The organism is Halomonas sp. N3-2A, assembly GCF_002216165.1.
Classification (GTDB): domain Bacteria; phylum Pseudomonadota; class Gammaproteobacteria; order Pseudomonadales; family Halomonadaceae; genus Vreelandella.
In genome coordinates this window covers 1550234-1564793 of sequence record NZ_CP022286.1, presented here as the reverse complement: position 1 = coordinate 1564793, position 14560 = coordinate 1550234, and the positions used below count along the sequence as shown (strand labels likewise).

Sequence of the window (14560 nt, the reverse complement as noted above, 5' to 3'; positions counted from 1 at the left end):
TATCGTGCGTTCGCGGTGGGGCGCTAATTGCTAGAAGTGGAAGTGATCGCGCTGGAGCTCGCGTTGGAAATACATTTCTACCCGTAGTGTCATCGCCCAGCGCGGGTCGTAGCTAACTTCTCGCTGAAAATGCAGTTCTGGAATGACATCTGCAAACAGTATTCCTTTATGGATATCTCTGCGGTAGCGGGTTTGCAGGTAGTAGTTTGTCATTCGTGGGCTAGACAGGCTTTCACCAATGGCGATAGCTGAGTAGCGAAGTGCGCTACGGCTGTTTAAGCGCTGGTTTAGCTGCACTACCTCGCTGTACTCAAGCGTGTCCTCTTCCTCACGCCATTGCACGTTGGTGATAAATCGCAGGTGGCGATTGGTGGATAATGGGCGGCCAAGATCCCACTCGGTGCGTGCTGAATAACCTGAGTTGTTAAACCAGGATAGGCGATTAAATGATTCTAGCTGCCAGGGGCTATCCTTTAAGTCCCACAGGCGTTCGCTGGTAAAGCGGACATAGGGATCAAGAGGCAGACGAAGCCGGACGCCAGCGCCAAAGCGGTTGCTCCAGTTCTCACGTTTGTCTCTACTTTCTAACCAATCAAGGCCGAATGTTGATGTTCTGCGATCGCGTTGGTCGTTATAGAGCCGCCCAGAGCCTTGTTCAGCCAGTGTGCCTTGTGATTCTTCTGGATCGCTTTCAATGATTAAGCGCAGGCGGTCTTCTGTCGTAGGAAGATCGATGCGATAACGCACACTAATATCACCGTTAGTGCCTTCGCCTTCCATCCAGTCTATTTCCTGGCCAAGGCGGAGGTAAGATCTGTTATCAGCAGAAGCGGATTGATCACCACCAAAAAAAGAGTCAATGTTTCTTGATGTGTTGTCTACCCAGTTGCCAATGCTTGCTCGAAATGGCTCCACGCGCGCTTCAGCCCACTCGGGTAGGTCGCTGTCGCTATCTTCCTCAGTAGTATAGGTTTCGGCAGAATAGGTGTCTGGCGACAGTGCGCAAAATACGCCAAGGAAAAAGACAGCGAGCACTGGTTTCATCGAAGAGATCCTGGAAGCGATAAGGTTGTTAGTTGTTAGCTGCTAACCTAACTCAAAAACAGACTGAGGTCAGCTAATCGGTTTATACAGGATCGTAAAACAAAAAAATTCGGTTAGCATAAAGCTACCGAATTTTTCGAAGGTAAAGACCTTTAAATTGGTGCGGATGGGGAGACTCGAACTCCCACACCTTACGGCACTAGAACCTAAATCTAGCGTGTCTACCAATTCCACCACATCCGCTGAAGACGAGACGTATATTAACAGCATTCGTATTAATGTCAACGGTGCGTCACTAAAATTGTTAATTAAATCAGTCTGAGGAAAGTATGCTCCTAACGCGGTTAGTACATTGTGCAAGCACTTGGGCCAAAAAGGGACTGCCAGGTTATTGTGCGTTTTGCCTTTCTCCCGGGCAAACCAGTGGTGGTTGGTGTCAGGAGTGCTTTGAACAGTTGCCGTGGAATGCCAATGGCTGCTGGCAGTGTAAAGAGCCTTTGGCTGTTTGGGGCGTAGCATCCGTTCAATCCGTTTGTGGGCACTGTAGAGAGAATCCACCAGCGTTTACCGTCGCGACGGTGGAGCTTTTATTTGAAGAGCCTATAAGAGCGTTAGTTCATGACTTTAAATTTAATGCGTCGCCCCGTGCGGGCATGTTGCTGGTAGAGCTGATGATGAGTAAAGCTCCCAGCTGTTTGGGAGGAGGTCTCTTGCCTGTACCCATGCACGCTGTTCGAGCTCGGCAGCGTGGCTTTAATCAGTCCCACTGGTTGGCTGATCAGCTAGGCAAGCGGGTCAAACTGCCCGTGTTAACGGCTGAATGTCGTCAACAGCTGCCTTCTCAACGGACGTTAAACAGAAAGGAGCGAGCAAAAAATTTAGTAGGTGCCTTTCATATTAATGGTTCACTGCCATCACATCTCACCATCATTGACGACGTTGTTACTACTGGCGCGACTTGCCAAGCACTTGCTGAAGAAGCGCTTCGTGCGGGGGCTAAACGTGTCGATGTTTGGGCAGTTGCTCGAACACCTCTGGTGCATAATTGATAGAATGCAGGCTTAATTTGCACAGGAGCGGTATATGCCACACCCGTTTAGTACGCTTTCTCCGGACACTGTTATGTCTGCTGCGGAGTCTGTTGGGATTTGGCCGGCTGGCGAGCCGTTTGCACTTAATAGCTATGAAAATCGAGTGCTGATGTTTCGTGACGATGACGGTGAGCGCTGGGTTGTGAAATTCTATCGTCCTGGTCGTTGGGCAGATGAGATCATTCAGGAAGAGCATGATTTTCTTCAGGAGTTGGCTGCTGCAAATGTGCCCGTTGTTGCGCCATGGCGGGATCAGCATGGCCACTCACTCCATACTTACCAGCAATTTCGCTTCACGCTTTACCCTCAATGCAGTGGTCAAGCGCCTGAGCTAGACAATCCGTCGCATCTTTTTGCATTAGGTAATGCGTTAGGGCGGTTACATGCAGTGTCATCACGAAAGGCGTTTCAGTACCGTCCAACATTAGAGTGGCAGGGCGATATTGATGATGCTGAGGCCCGTGTTATCGAGAGTAAAAGGCTAAGCAAGCATCAGCAGCGCGCTTATCACAACGTTGTACAGAAAATTCTTCGTCATCTTGAAAAGCACCCCATCGCCAGCGATCAAATGATTCGAACGCATGGTGATTGTCATCTGGGCAATGTTTTAGGAAGAGATGAATCATTTACCTTGGTGGATTTTGACGATTGCCTTATGGCGCCCGCTATCCAAGATGTATGGATGCTGTTACCCGTTGATGATCCATCTGGCTGGCGAGCACAGCTAAGTGAAATTGTTGAAGGCTATGAAGAGGAGCAAACATTTCCGCAACACCAGCTGTCGCTAATCGAGCCGTTGCGGGCTTATCGTCTTATCCGATACACCGCGTGGCTTATTTCTCGCTGGGATGATCCAGCGTTTCCTCGTGCGTTTCCATGGCTGGCGGAGAGCGGTTATTGGGATCAGCACATCCGCCAGCTGGAGCAGCAGTTGTTACAGCTTGAAAAGCCTATTTGGCTAGCATAACAATTGCACGGGTAGTTAATTAAGCATCGCCCCCATTGACGATGAGTAACGTGGTTCTATTCAGGTTGATTGACCGCACGTGGGTTTTCAGCGCTTGCATCGGGGTCAGGCCGATCTGATGGGATGGGGTTGGCTACGCCTTCTCCATCAGCCTCTCGCCGAGCAGCATTAATTTCCGCTGAAGGGTTATCTTGAGCGTTGATATCGATATTTTCATCCAGTGTTACCACGAATGCTTGGCCTGGCGATAAGGTGCAAGGCGACTCATCACAGGCAAGACCGTACTGACCGTCTTCTGCATACGCACCGGCACTAAATGACCCGGTGAAAATAGCGCTTTCAGCATCGTGTGTTTCAATGCAGGTTGCGTCTTGAGTTGTAATACGAATGCGCCCATTAGTGAACTGTGCATTGGCGACTAAAACGCAGTATTCGGGCAACTGATGCGAGGCACTGCCAGCTTGAGTGGGATGAAGTAAGATATCTTCATAACGCGATTGGCTGTCGGTAAAAGCAAACTCTTCGATGACCTCGACACCGACACTGGCACCTTTAGGTAGTGTTAATGTCTGTTCGGCGGCTAACAAGGGTGTTGCCAATGCAGCTCCCAATAGGGCAGTTAAGAAAAACGGTGCAGGTTTGAATGACATAAGGAACTCTCAGATGAGCGCTACGAATTAAGCTGACTAGTTCGATCCATGATAGCACAGCTTAAATAGTCTCAAAGGGGGGTGCGCGGCACTCTGCCACAGCAGGGTTAGGTGCGTTAAAATAACGGGATGTGGTGTTTTTTATTGTGCAAAAGTTATTTAGCGTATATTTTTTGTACATGATTGGCGCACAGCTCTCAGCTATTGATAGATAGCAATATTTCGCTGTTGATTAAACGCTCTAGTAGTCCAGACGTTTTTCAGTGGCTAGCACGTACAGTTTTGATGAGGCTTCAAATGACCGACGACATTGCTCAACACTACCGCCACATTATCGCCGCAATAGGTGAAAATCCTGACCGTGAAGGACTGCGCGATACGCCAAAAAGAGCCGCAAAAGCAATGCAGTTCTTAAATGCTGGCTACCAGCAATCACTTGAGGAGATTGTTAATGGCGCGGTATTTGAGTCACAAACAGATGAAATGGTCCTTGTAAAAGACATTGAACTGTACTCCATGTGCGAGCACCACTTGCTCCCCTTTATTGGCAAATGTCATATCGCTTATCTGCCTAGCGGCAAAGTGCTAGGGCTTTCGAAGTTTGCCCGTATCGTTGATATGTATGCTAGGCGTATGCAAATTCAAGAGAACTTGACGCGTGAAATTGCCGAGGCAGTGCAGCAAGTTACCCAATCAAGAGGTGTCGCTGTGGTGATTGAGGCACGCCATCTTTGCATGATGATGCGCGGTGTGGAAAAGCAAAATTCAAGCATGACATCTTCTGTGATGCTGGGGAGTTTTCGCAGCAACCAAGCAACGCGGCAGGAATTCTTAACGTTAATCAGTTGAAATATTGGCTAAGAATCTTTGGCAGATTTCATTGCAAAGATTTGGTTAAACACGCGGTTTCGTCTTAGCATGAACAGGTCAATGAGCCCGTGAGGCCAATATTTGGTCAGGAGTCTGTCATGGAAGCGCTGAAAGAAACACAGCTGTATTGCCCGTTTGCCTATATCGATGGTAGCTGGGTGGCCGCCGACAGCGGTGAGCAAATTAATGTCTTAAACCCTGCGACGGGTGAGTCCGTGGGCGATATGCCACGACTGGGTAAAGTTGAGACTGAGCGCGCTATCGATGCAGCGGATGCTGCGTTACCCGCTTGGCGTGCGTTGACCGCTCAAGAACGAGCTGATCTGCTGCTGAAGTGGCATGATCTCATGCTGGAGCATAAACATGATCTCGCCTTGCTCATGACCTACGAGCAAGGCAAGCCAGTAAAAGAGGCAGAGGGCGAAATTGTCTATGCCGCTAGTTTTTTACGTTGGTTTGCAGAAGAAGCGCGCCGTGTTTATGGCGAGACTATTCCCGCCGCTAAATCAAACCAGCGTATTGTGGTGACAAAACAGCCTGTCGGTGTTGTCGGGGCTATTACCCCCTGGAATTTTCCGGCTGCTATGATCACGCGTAAAGCAGGCGCCGCGTTAGCCGCGGGCTGTACGATTGTTGTTAAGCCTGCAAGCCAAACGCCATTTTCTGCGACGGCTCTTGCCATGTTGGCAGAGAGAGCAGGCATTCCCCGTGGCGTGTTTAATGTAGTGCCTGGCAGTGCTGCAGATATCGCCAGTGCGCTTACTCAATCACCCAAAGTGCGCAAAATTACCTTTACGGGTTCTACGGAGGTTGGCCGCAAGCTCATGGCTCAGGCGGCTGAGCATGTGCAAAAAATATCCCTTGAGCTGGGCGGTAATGCGCCCTTTATCGTGTTTGAAGATGCAGACCTTGATGCCGCTGTGGAAGGTGCCATGGCTGCGAAGTTTCGTAATGCTGGTCAAACATGCGTATGCACTAACCGGTTTTTGGTGCAGTCCAGCGTTATTAACGCCTTCTGTGAGAAGTTGGCGGTTGCTATGAATAGTGAGCTGTACGTAGGTAATGGCACCGAGCCCAATATTAACATTGGCCCGTTGATCGACGGTGAGGCGGTCAAAAAGGTCAGTGAGCATGTGCAGGATGCGGTCGATAATGGCGCTGAGCTGCTGCTAGGTGGTCATCCGCACCCACTCGGTGGAAACTTCTTTACGCCGACGTTGATTAGCTTTGCAACAGATAAGATGAAGGTGGCTCACGAAGAAACCTTTGGCCCGCTGGCGGCAGTTTTTCCCTTCGATGAAGAGGAAACTGCTATCGAGATGGCTAATGACACCGAGTATGGTTTAGCCTCCTATTTCTACTCTCAAGATCTGGGTCGCGTTTGGCGCGTCGCCGATGCACTTGAGTATGGCATGGTGGGAATTAACACCGGCCTTATTTCTAATGCAGCCGCTCCTTTCGGTGGCGTAAAAGCGTCCGGTCTTGGGCGTGAAGGCGGGCATCAAGGTTTGGAAGAGTACCTTGAGACAAAATATCTGTGTATTGATCTAGGTTAAGCGCAGGCGCAAGTACTAGAAATAAACAGTTCTATAAATAAGCATTGCTATAAATAAACAGCGCTATCAGCAAACAGGCCCCCGTCGGAAAATCCGTTGGGGGCCTGCTTTTATGGCAAGACGAAGCGATTAATGACGGAAGTGGCGCATGCCAGTAAATACCATGGCAATGCCCGCTTCGTTAGCGGCATCAATGACTTCCTGGTCACGCATGGAGCCGCCGGGCTGAATAACGGCAGTAATGCCTGCGGCTGCGGCGGCGTCAATACCATCGCGGAAAGGGAAGAATGCATCTGACGCCATAACTGAGCCGGGCACTGAAAGACCTTCATCCGCCGCTTTAATGCCCGCAATTTTCGCTGAGTAAACGCGGCTCATTTGACCTGCGCCAACACCCACTGTTTGACCCTCTTTGGCGTATACAATCGCATTCGATTTAACGAATTTAGCGACTCGCCAAGCAAAACCCAGGTCGCGAAGTTCTTGTTCTGTTGGAACACGTTCGCTAACCACGGTCAGCTCTTCGCGGGTTACCATGCCCTGGTCGCGCTCTTGTACCAACAGTCCGCCGTTAACACGTTTAAAGTCAAACGCAGGCTGTGTTTCGCCAGGCCAGTGGGCACTGACATCAAGCAGGCGTACATTCTGCTTTTCTGCCACGATAGCAACTGCCTCATCACTCACGCCGGGTGCGATAATAACTTCAACAAACTGGCGATCAATAATTGCCCGAGCGGTTTCGGCATCTAGCGCCACGTTAAACGCAATAATGCCACCAAAAGCGCTGGTCGGATCGGTAGCGAAGGCTTTGTCATATGCTTCAAGTGCAGTAGCGCCAATGGCTACACCGCAAGGGTTGGCATGTTTGACGATGACACAAGCCGTTTCATCAAACGCTTTAACGCATTCAAATGCTGCATCTGTGTCGGCCACGTTATTGAAGGAGAGTGGCTTACCTTGCAGAGTTTTTGCAGTGGCGACGCTCGGTTCGCTTGCTTGGGGATCCACGTAAAAAGCAGCTTGCTGATGCGGGTTTTCGCCGTATCGCATGTCCTGCTTTTTGTCTAATTGCAGGTTGAAAGTGCGAGCAAACGTTGCGTTTTCGCTAGTCACTTTGCGGCCAAGGTAATTGGCAATGGCGCCATCATAACCGGCGGTGTGCTCAAATGCTTTTACGGCCAGGTCAAAGCGGGTAGCGGCGCTCACTTGACCATCTTGCGCGGCCAGCTCTCCCAGTACCCGAGCATAGTCATCGGCATTTACCACGATGGTGGTAAAGGCGTGATTTTTTGCGCATGCGCGCACCATGGTCGGCCCGCCGATATCGATATTTTCGATGGCGTCTTCCAGTGTGCAGTCTGGGTTGGCGACAGTGGCAGCAAATGGATAAAGATTAACGACCACCATGTCGATGGGGGTGATGTCGTTCTCTGCCATCACAGCATCATCCTGACCGCGGCGCGCCAGAATTCCACCATGGATTTTGGGGTGCAGTGTTTTTACACGGCCATCCATGATTTCAGGAAAACCAGTGTGCTCAGAGACTTCTTTAACAGGAACAGAATTTTCCTGAAGCAGTCGGAAGGTTCCGCCAGTTGAAAGAAGTTCTACGCCGTGTTGGCTTAAACCGCGGGCGAATTCAACAATGCCGGTTTTATCGGATACGCTCAAAAGGGCGCGACGGACGGGGGTAGCAGTACTATCAGCCATTAGAGTGCTCGTGTGCAGAGTCAAGGAATTAACATCGAAAATTACAAACGACAACGCCCCTTATGGGGCGTCACCTTCAATCAATCCATAGAGCTTAAGTTTTTTGCGCAATGTGCCACGGTTTAAGCCCAATACATCCGCGGCTCTGGTTTGGTTGCCTTCAGTATGTTCCATTACGCAGCTAAGTAGCGGCGCTTCTACTTCGGCCATCACCATCGCGTAGAGATCAGTTGCCTGGCTGCCATCGAGATGCTCGAAGTAACGGCGTATCGCCGTCTCAACCGCTTCTCTAAGTGGTTGGGGCGGTACGCTCGCGGCGGGGTCCGCCAGAGTGCCTGAGAGACGGTGAGAGAGCTCGTTCGAAAGCAGGTCGCGTTCAGTCATGCAGCATGGCTTCCTTTAGCTAGCAGACGCTCTGCAGCGTCTTGCGTCATGGCATCATTAATCCAGTCAAATTGCGATGCTGGGGTGGCAAGCGCATTAAATTGCTGCTTCAGCAGATAATACTGTTTGTCGTTGAAGCGCGGGTCTTCATTCAAGTACCAACCTAGGTGTTTACGCGCTATGCGAACACCCATTGTATCGCCATAAAACGTGTGCAGAGCTTGTAGGTGCTCATTGAGAACGTTGCGGCGCTCATCAAGAGTCGGGGGTGTTAGCAATTCTCCATGGGCAAGATAGTGGGTAATCTGCTCGAATATCCATGGGTTGCCTTGCGCTCCGCGGCCAATCATTACTGCATCGGCACCTGTATATGACAAGACCTCTTTGGCCTTTTGAGGGCTGGTAATATCCCCATTGGCGATAACCGGTATCGTCAGGTGCGATTTTATTTCAGCGATAGTGTCGTACTCAGCCCATCCAGTATAGCGCTGCTCTCGATGACGTCCATGTACCGCTAAGGCTTGGATGCCTGCGGATTCCGCGAGTTTAGCAATGCGCAGGCCATTGTTAGCTTCAGCAGACCAGCCTGTGCGAATTTTTAACGTAACCGGAATATCAACAGCCTTGACAACGGCGTCCAGAATGTCGGCTACTAGGGCTTCATCACGCATTAGGGCCGAACCAGCAGCCTTATTGCAGACCTTTTTAGCCGGGCATCCCATGTTGATATCAATCACCTGAGCGCCTAGTTCGGCGTTAAGGCGCGCAGCATTAGCCAGCATTTCAGCGTCACCCCCGGCAATTTGTACAACCCGTGGGTCGGGCTCGCCTTGGTGATCCATGCGTAGCTTGGACTTTCGGGTATGCCAAAGAGAGGGATCGGCTGTCACCATTTCGCCGACCACCCATCCAGCACCTAAACGCCTACAAAGTTGGCGAAATGGGCGATCGGTAACGCCAGCCATCGGCGCCAAGATAACTTGGTTGGGTAACTGGTGAGGCCCTATCATTGGTGGCTGAAAGTTTTGTGTGGTCATTGTGCTGCGCTGTAGATACAGATAAAAATCGCCGAGTAGGCGTTTCAAGGGGGCGTATGATACGCCTACTCGGCGATGGGGTGAAGGCCGTTGGCTAGATTAAACAGCGCGGTAGCCTGATAGGCGAACCCACCCTTCGCGAATTGTGGGCTCTTCCATTGTCAAACCCTGGGCTTCGTAGGCTTGCAAAACCTCATCCGCTTGGTTAGCTAAAATGCCAGACAGTGCTATTTGTCCGCCGGGCGCGACATGACCTGCAATCATTGGGGCTAATTCAACTAATGGCCCAGCTAAAATGTTGGCGGTGACAACTGGGTAGTGGCCGTCGATCAGCTGTTCAGGATAGTAAAGGGACAATTGTGCGTCGCTAATCTGATTGCGCGCTGCGTTGTCACGGCTTGCCTGAAGTGCCTGTGGATCTATATCAGTAGCATCGGCGTGGGATGCACCTAACTTTAGCGCGGCAATGGCAAGAATGCCTGAGCCGCAGCCCACATCCAGGACGGTTTTATCTTCCAATTTGCCGCTAACCGCAAGGCTATCCAGCCACTCCAGGCAAAGAGCCGTCGTGGGATGGGTGCCAGTGCCAAAGGCAAGACCTGGGTCAAGAATGAGATTGACGGCATTGGCTTCTGGTGGCTCATGCCAACTCGGGACGATCCATAGTCGTTGGCCCATTCGCAACGGCGTAAAGTCATCCATCCACTCTCTTTCCCAGTCTCTATCGGCTAATAGCTCATACTCAATCGCTGGGCAGGGTTCGCCGGGGACTTGTTCAGACCAAGCAGCTTGAATGCGCTCAAGCATGGATTCAACGCCGTCTAAGTCATCATATAGGCCAGTGAGAATTGTATCTTGCCAAAGCGGGGTAGTGCCTCGCTCGGGTTCGAAAACAGGATCATCGTGGGCGTCTTGAAGACCAATAGCTGTCGCGCCTTCCTCTAACAGTAGATCTTCGAGTAGTTCGGCTTGTTCTGGAGCAACGTGGGCTTTGAGTTGGAGCCAGGGCATTAGTAATCTCCACTGCGTGCGTGCATTCACGCAAAGGTAAAACAATAACGGGGTGGCTATGGCCACCCCGTTGAGCATTATCAGCTATCCATACCGCTTTTGCAGATATTAGCTGCTGAGTTTCTTTTCAAGATAGTGAATATTGACGCCGCCTTGGCGGAAATAACTGTCCCTCACCAAATCTTTTTGCAGATCAATATTGGTTTTGATCCCCTCGACCAGCAGCTCATCTAGGGCGTTGCGCATACGCGTTAGGGCAATCTCGCGATCAGCTCCCCAGGTGATTAGCTTGCCAATCAGTGAGTCATAATGAGGCGGTACGGTGTAGCCAGTGTACAGATGAGAGTCCATACGCACGCCAAGGCCACCCGGAGCATGGAACAGGGTGACTTTGCCCGGAGAGGGCATAAACGTACGCGAGTCTTCCGCATTGATCCTGCACTCAAAGGCATGGCCATTGATCTTTACGTCTTCTTGACGAATCGAAAGTGGCAGGCCGGAGGCAATGCGCAACTGTTCCTTAACGATATCTACGCCTGTGACCATCTCGGTGACAGGGTGCTCTACCTGTACACGGGTATTCATTTCAATAAAGAAGAAATCACCGTCTTCGTACAGAAACTCAAAGGTGCCCGCGCCACGATAGTTAATTTCGAGGCACGCTTGGCGGCATGCTTCTAGCACCTTTGCACGCGCTTCCGGGTCGATGCCAGGGGCCGGCGCTTCTTCCAGAACCTTTTGGTGACGACGCTGTAAAGAACAGTCGCGATCATAAAGGTGGATAGCATTGCCTTGGCCGTCAGCCAGCACCTGGACCTCAACATGGCGGGGTTTCTCAAGGAATTTTTCCATGTAAACCGTGCCATCGCCAAACGCTGAGTGTGCCTCAGTGCGAGTGACAGTAATAGCTGAAAGCAGATGGCCTTCAGTGTGTACCACCCGCATGCCGCGGCCACCACCGCCTGCAGCAGCTTTGATAATTACCGGATAGCCAATGCGGCGTGCAGTGGCTAGGTTGGTGGCTTCATCGTCACCTAACGGGCCGTCTGAGCCAGGCACGGTAGGAACGCCAGCAATCTTCATTGCTTCAATGGCACTAACTTTATCACCCATCAGGCGGATAGTTTCCGCGCGCGGGCCAATAAAGGTAAAGCCAGAGCGCTCAACCTGCTCAGCAAAATTAGCGTTTTCCGAGAGAAAGCCGTAACCAGGATGAATGGCGCTTGAATCGGTCACTTCAGCAGCGCTTATTAATGCAGGAATATTCAAGTACGACTGCGCTGAGGAGGCGGGGCCGATGCATACCGCTTCATCGGCCAAGCGAACATGCATCAATTCACGGTCGGCTTTGGAGTGAACCGCAACGGTTTTAATCCCTAGCTCTTTACAGGCCCGGAGAATACGAAGGGCAATCTCGCCGCGGTTTGCGATAAGTACCTTGTCCAGCATGGGAGAATCCACCCGTGTTGTTGTGAAAGATTAAGCGATGACGATCATAGGTTGATCGAATTCCACCGGCTCTCCGTCTTCCACTAGGATGGCCTCGACGACGCCGTCGCGATCGGCTTCAATTTGATTCATCATTTTCATTGCTTCAACGATACATACCGTATCGCCTTGCTTAACCGTATCGCCAACTTCCACAAACGATTTGGCGCCTGGTGCTGGGCTACGGTAGAACGTGCCAACCATGGGTGAGTTAACCGCTTCACCTTGATAGCTTACGCCTTGGGGCTCTGCCTCAGCAGCCGGAGCGCTGGGTTGAGCAGGTGCCTGCTGCATAGGCGGCATTTGAGCGTACTGTGGCATCGGCTGAGGCTGCCACGTTGCACCATTCGGATGGCGGCTGATGCGGACGGACTCTTCGCCTTCCTGAATTTCGATTTCGCTAATGTTTGATTCTTCGAGGAGTTCAATCAGTTTTTTAACTTTACGAATATCCATACCTGTTGCCCCAAAAGTGATGAAAGTTAATCGCAATGCAGTTGAGTATCGTATCACCAGCTGCATTGAGCGCTGTCACAGCGCAGTAAACCTTGTTTGAAAATGAACAGAACGCTGCACGATCTTGAACGTTACCCGGTGCTAAGTCCTAAAACATGAAGATTTTAGCTGATATGGCTGCGAAGTTTGCCGAAAAAGTACGGGCATGTCTAGTGAAGGTCGACATAAGCTCGTTGCCGGTTATTTAAACAACCGTTTGACGACGTTCGCGACACAAGGTGGTCATAGGCTTCAGCTCAGCCTTGTTGCCAGCGCCGTAACGCTTCCAGGTGCTGTACCAGCTGGGTAGCCGTTATTTCACCTTGAATGCGTGCATCTCGCACTTCTTCGCCCTGGCTAAAAAAAAGCAGACTTGGTGGGCCAAATAAGTTAAAGCGGTTTAGCAGTTCCCGACTTTGCGCATCCGTATTGGTGACATCGACCTCAATCAGGCGAAAATCGTTCAATGCAGCGACCACATTGGGGTCTGGAAAAACATCGCGCTCCATTAGCTTGCAGGAGATACACCAGTCAGCAGTGAAATTAACAAAGGCAGGCTGTTGGGCACTCGCGGCTTCAGAGAGTGCGGTTTCAAGTGCACTCAGTTCATCAACTTGCTGAAAAACAAGCGTTGCTTGCGGCGTGCCGCTCTCCGTTGAGGAGCTTGATACCGTTAAGGGGCGCAATGGGTTGCTGCCGCCTTGGGCTGCGCCAATGACAAGAGCAATGCCCCATGCCAGTAGCATCAGCCCTAATGTTTGTCGTGCTTTAGGCCAGCCTTGTGACTGATTCATATTTAAGGCGCCCAGCATGAGTGCGCTACCTATGGCCAGCGCTGCCCAGAGCAAAAGCGCCAGCGAAGGCGGCACTAATCGCTCAACCATCCAAATGGCAACGCCCAGTAACAGCAATCCGAAAGCAATTTTAACGCCGTTCATCCAAGCGCCTGAGCGCGGTAGCAGCGTTGCCCCAAAGGTACCCACTAATAGCAGTGGCACACCCATGCCTAGGCCTAGTGCAAATAACACAGCTCCGCCCATGGCAGCGTTTCCGGTCGAGGAAATAAACACCAACGCACCGGCAAGTGGGGCCGTTACACAGGGTGAAACCACTAATACCGATAGTGCGCCTGCCAGGGCTAGGCCTGCAGGGCCGCTTTGCTGTGCACGTGCTTGCCAGCCGTCAATTTTTGAGGCCAGTCGCGGCGAAACCCTTAAATCAAACGCCCCGAACATGGCTAAGGCAAATAGCGTAAATAGAACAGCAAAGGTAATCAGCACCGGCGCTGATTGCAGGTGGGCCTGAAGATTTAAGCCCGCGCCAAACAGGCCCATTAGCACACCGACTAACGCGTAGGTGGACGCCATGCCCAATACATAGCTGGCTGAGAGTACAAACGCTCGGGGCCGAGTTGGTTTTTGTCCTACGATAATGGAAGACAAAATAGGCACCATCGGTAGGACGCAGGGCGTGAAAGTAAGGCCCAGTCCGGCGATAAAAAATAACCCTAAGGCAAGAGGGAGGCTGGCGCTGTCGAGCAATGCGCTAAAGCGGCTATCTTCGCTTTGTGGGGCTGAGAATTCAGCGCTGCTATTTGTGCCCGCGGTTTGACTAATTTGCTGGTCGTCGCTGCCTTCAGCGCCTGGCAGTGCTTGATCTGCAGCGTCCCAGTCAGCAAAGGCCGAGGGGGGAGATGACTCTGAGGCATCAAGCGATACGGTTTCCGGCGGATAGCAAAGGCCTGCGTCGGCACAGCCTTGGAACGTCAGTTCAATATCGATCGGGCCGCTATAGGACGGGGAAGATGGCGTTTCAAAGACTAATATGTCACGAAAAACATACACATCGCCCATGAATTCATCAGTTGTGAATGTTCCTTGCGGAAGTAGCGGCTCATCAAGGGATACAGCGTCCGTTGTGCTGCTAACGCTAAATTGGTGGCGATATAAATAATAGTCGTCCGCAATATCGATACCAATATAAATGGCGCTGCCGTCATGCCAAGCGGTAGGCTGAAAGGCTTCTAGGACAGGTAAAAAATCGCTTTGATTACTGGAAGAGGAAAACCACTGAGCATGGGCTAGCAGGGGAAGCCAGCAGAGTAACAGTAACAGACTTAAACGCTTAAAAGACAACACGAAGTATCCTTACGCAGACGTATCAGGGAAATTTTGAAATAGCATATCCTACCTTGTGATGTCAGCGTAGATGCTGCGGTGACGTGACGCGCTTCTTCATACTCCGTTAATGTTGAATC

13 protein-coding genes, 1 tRNA gene and 1 pseudogene are annotated in these 14560 nt (G+C 51.2%); 5 read left to right on the top strand and 10 right to left on the bottom strand.

The genetic code is table 11. The features are described 5' to 3' along the window. Window positions 1-30: 30 nt before the first annotated feature. Both CEK60_RS07420 and CEK60_RS07415 read right to left on the bottom strand, forming a co-directional pair. On the bottom strand, window positions 31-1044 hold the full coding sequence (locus CEK60_RS07420; RefSeq protein WP_089038476.1) for a hypothetical protein: 1014 nt from the start codon (window positions 1042-1044) through the stop codon (window positions 31-33). A gap of 158 nt (window positions 1045-1202) precedes the next feature. After that, window positions 1203-1287, bottom strand: a tRNA-Leu gene (locus CEK60_RS07415). A gap of 86 nt (window positions 1288-1373) precedes the next feature. Here CEK60_RS07415 and CEK60_RS22670 point away from each other — a divergent pair. The 3 genes and pseudogenes from CEK60_RS22670 to CEK60_RS07405 form a co-directional block, all read left to right on the top strand. Next, window positions 1374-1580: pseudogene (locus CEK60_RS22670) on the top strand (double zinc ribbon domain-containing protein); the annotation flags it as partial. A gap of 174 nt (window positions 1581-1754) precedes the next feature. Continuing rightward, the gene (locus CEK60_RS22665; protein ID WP_232471536.1) at window positions 1755-2093 is read left to right on the top strand and encodes a ComF family protein; all 339 of its coding nucleotides are present in this window, start codon (window positions 1755-1757) and stop codon (window positions 2091-2093) included. A gap of 34 nt (window positions 2094-2127) precedes the next feature. Further along, window positions 2128-3102: a serine/threonine protein kinase gene (locus tag CEK60_RS07405; RefSeq protein ID WP_089038474.1), complete on the top strand. Its 975-nt coding sequence runs from the start codon at window positions 2128-2130 to the stop codon at window positions 3100-3102. Window positions 3103-3158: 56 nt separating this feature from the next. Here CEK60_RS07405 and CEK60_RS07400 read toward each other — a convergent pair whose 3' ends face one another. Further along, window positions 3159-3752, bottom strand: coding sequence for a hypothetical protein (locus tag CEK60_RS07400; RefSeq protein WP_089038473.1), 594 nt, complete (start codon window positions 3750-3752; stop codon window positions 3159-3161). Between the two features lie 297 nt (window positions 3753-4049). Here CEK60_RS07400 and folE point away from each other — a divergent pair, with 297 nt between their 5' ends. Further along, on the top strand, window positions 4050-4601 hold the full coding sequence (folE, locus tag CEK60_RS07395) for a GTP cyclohydrolase I FolE (protein WP_038484772.1): 552 nt from the start codon (window positions 4050-4052) through the stop codon (window positions 4599-4601). Window positions 4602-4720: 119 nt separating this feature from the next. Next, on the top strand, window positions 4721-6178 hold the full coding sequence (locus CEK60_RS07390; RefSeq protein ID WP_089038472.1) for an NAD-dependent succinate-semialdehyde dehydrogenase: 1458 nt from the start codon (window positions 4721-4723) through the stop codon (window positions 6176-6178). A gap of 129 nt (window positions 6179-6307) precedes the next feature. On the opposite strand, the gene purH is transcribed toward CEK60_RS07390, so the two are convergent. The 7 genes from purH to dsbD form a co-directional block, all read right to left on the bottom strand. After that, window positions 6308-7888, bottom strand: coding sequence for a bifunctional phosphoribosylaminoimidazolecarboxamide formyltransferase/IMP cyclohydrolase (gene purH, locus CEK60_RS07385; protein WP_089038471.1), 1581 nt, complete (start codon window positions 7886-7888; stop codon window positions 6308-6310). Window positions 7889-7948: 60 nt separating this feature from the next. Continuing rightward, window positions 7949-8272, bottom strand: coding sequence for a DNA-binding transcriptional regulator Fis (fis, locus tag CEK60_RS07380; RefSeq protein WP_038484762.1), 324 nt, complete (start codon window positions 8270-8272; stop codon window positions 7949-7951). After that, entirely contained in the window at window positions 8269-9309 is a 1041-nt protein-coding gene (gene dusB / locus CEK60_RS07375; protein WP_089038470.1) for a tRNA dihydrouridine synthase DusB, read from the bottom strand. Before dusB ends, fis begins: the two co-directional genes overlap by 4 nt. Before the next feature lie 99 nt (window positions 9310-9408). Beyond that, window positions 9409-10320, bottom strand: coding sequence for a 50S ribosomal protein L11 methyltransferase (gene prmA / locus CEK60_RS07370; protein ID WP_089038469.1), 912 nt, complete (start codon window positions 10318-10320; stop codon window positions 9409-9411). Window positions 10321-10428: 108 nt separating this feature from the next. Beyond that, a complete protein-coding gene (gene accC, locus CEK60_RS07365) occupies window positions 10429-11769 on the bottom strand; it encodes an acetyl-CoA carboxylase biotin carboxylase subunit (RefSeq protein WP_038484756.1) in 1341 nt (446 codons plus the stop codon). Between the two features lie 30 nt (window positions 11770-11799). After that, window positions 11800-12264: an acetyl-CoA carboxylase biotin carboxyl carrier protein gene (gene accB, locus CEK60_RS07360; protein WP_089038468.1), complete on the bottom strand. Its 465-nt coding sequence runs from the start codon at window positions 12262-12264 to the stop codon at window positions 11800-11802. Window positions 12265-12560: 296 nt separating this feature from the next. Further along, entirely contained in the window at window positions 12561-14441 is a 1881-nt protein-coding gene (dsbD, locus tag CEK60_RS07355) for a protein-disulfide reductase DsbD (RefSeq protein WP_089038467.1), read from the bottom strand. Window positions 14442-14560 lie beyond the last annotated feature (119 nt).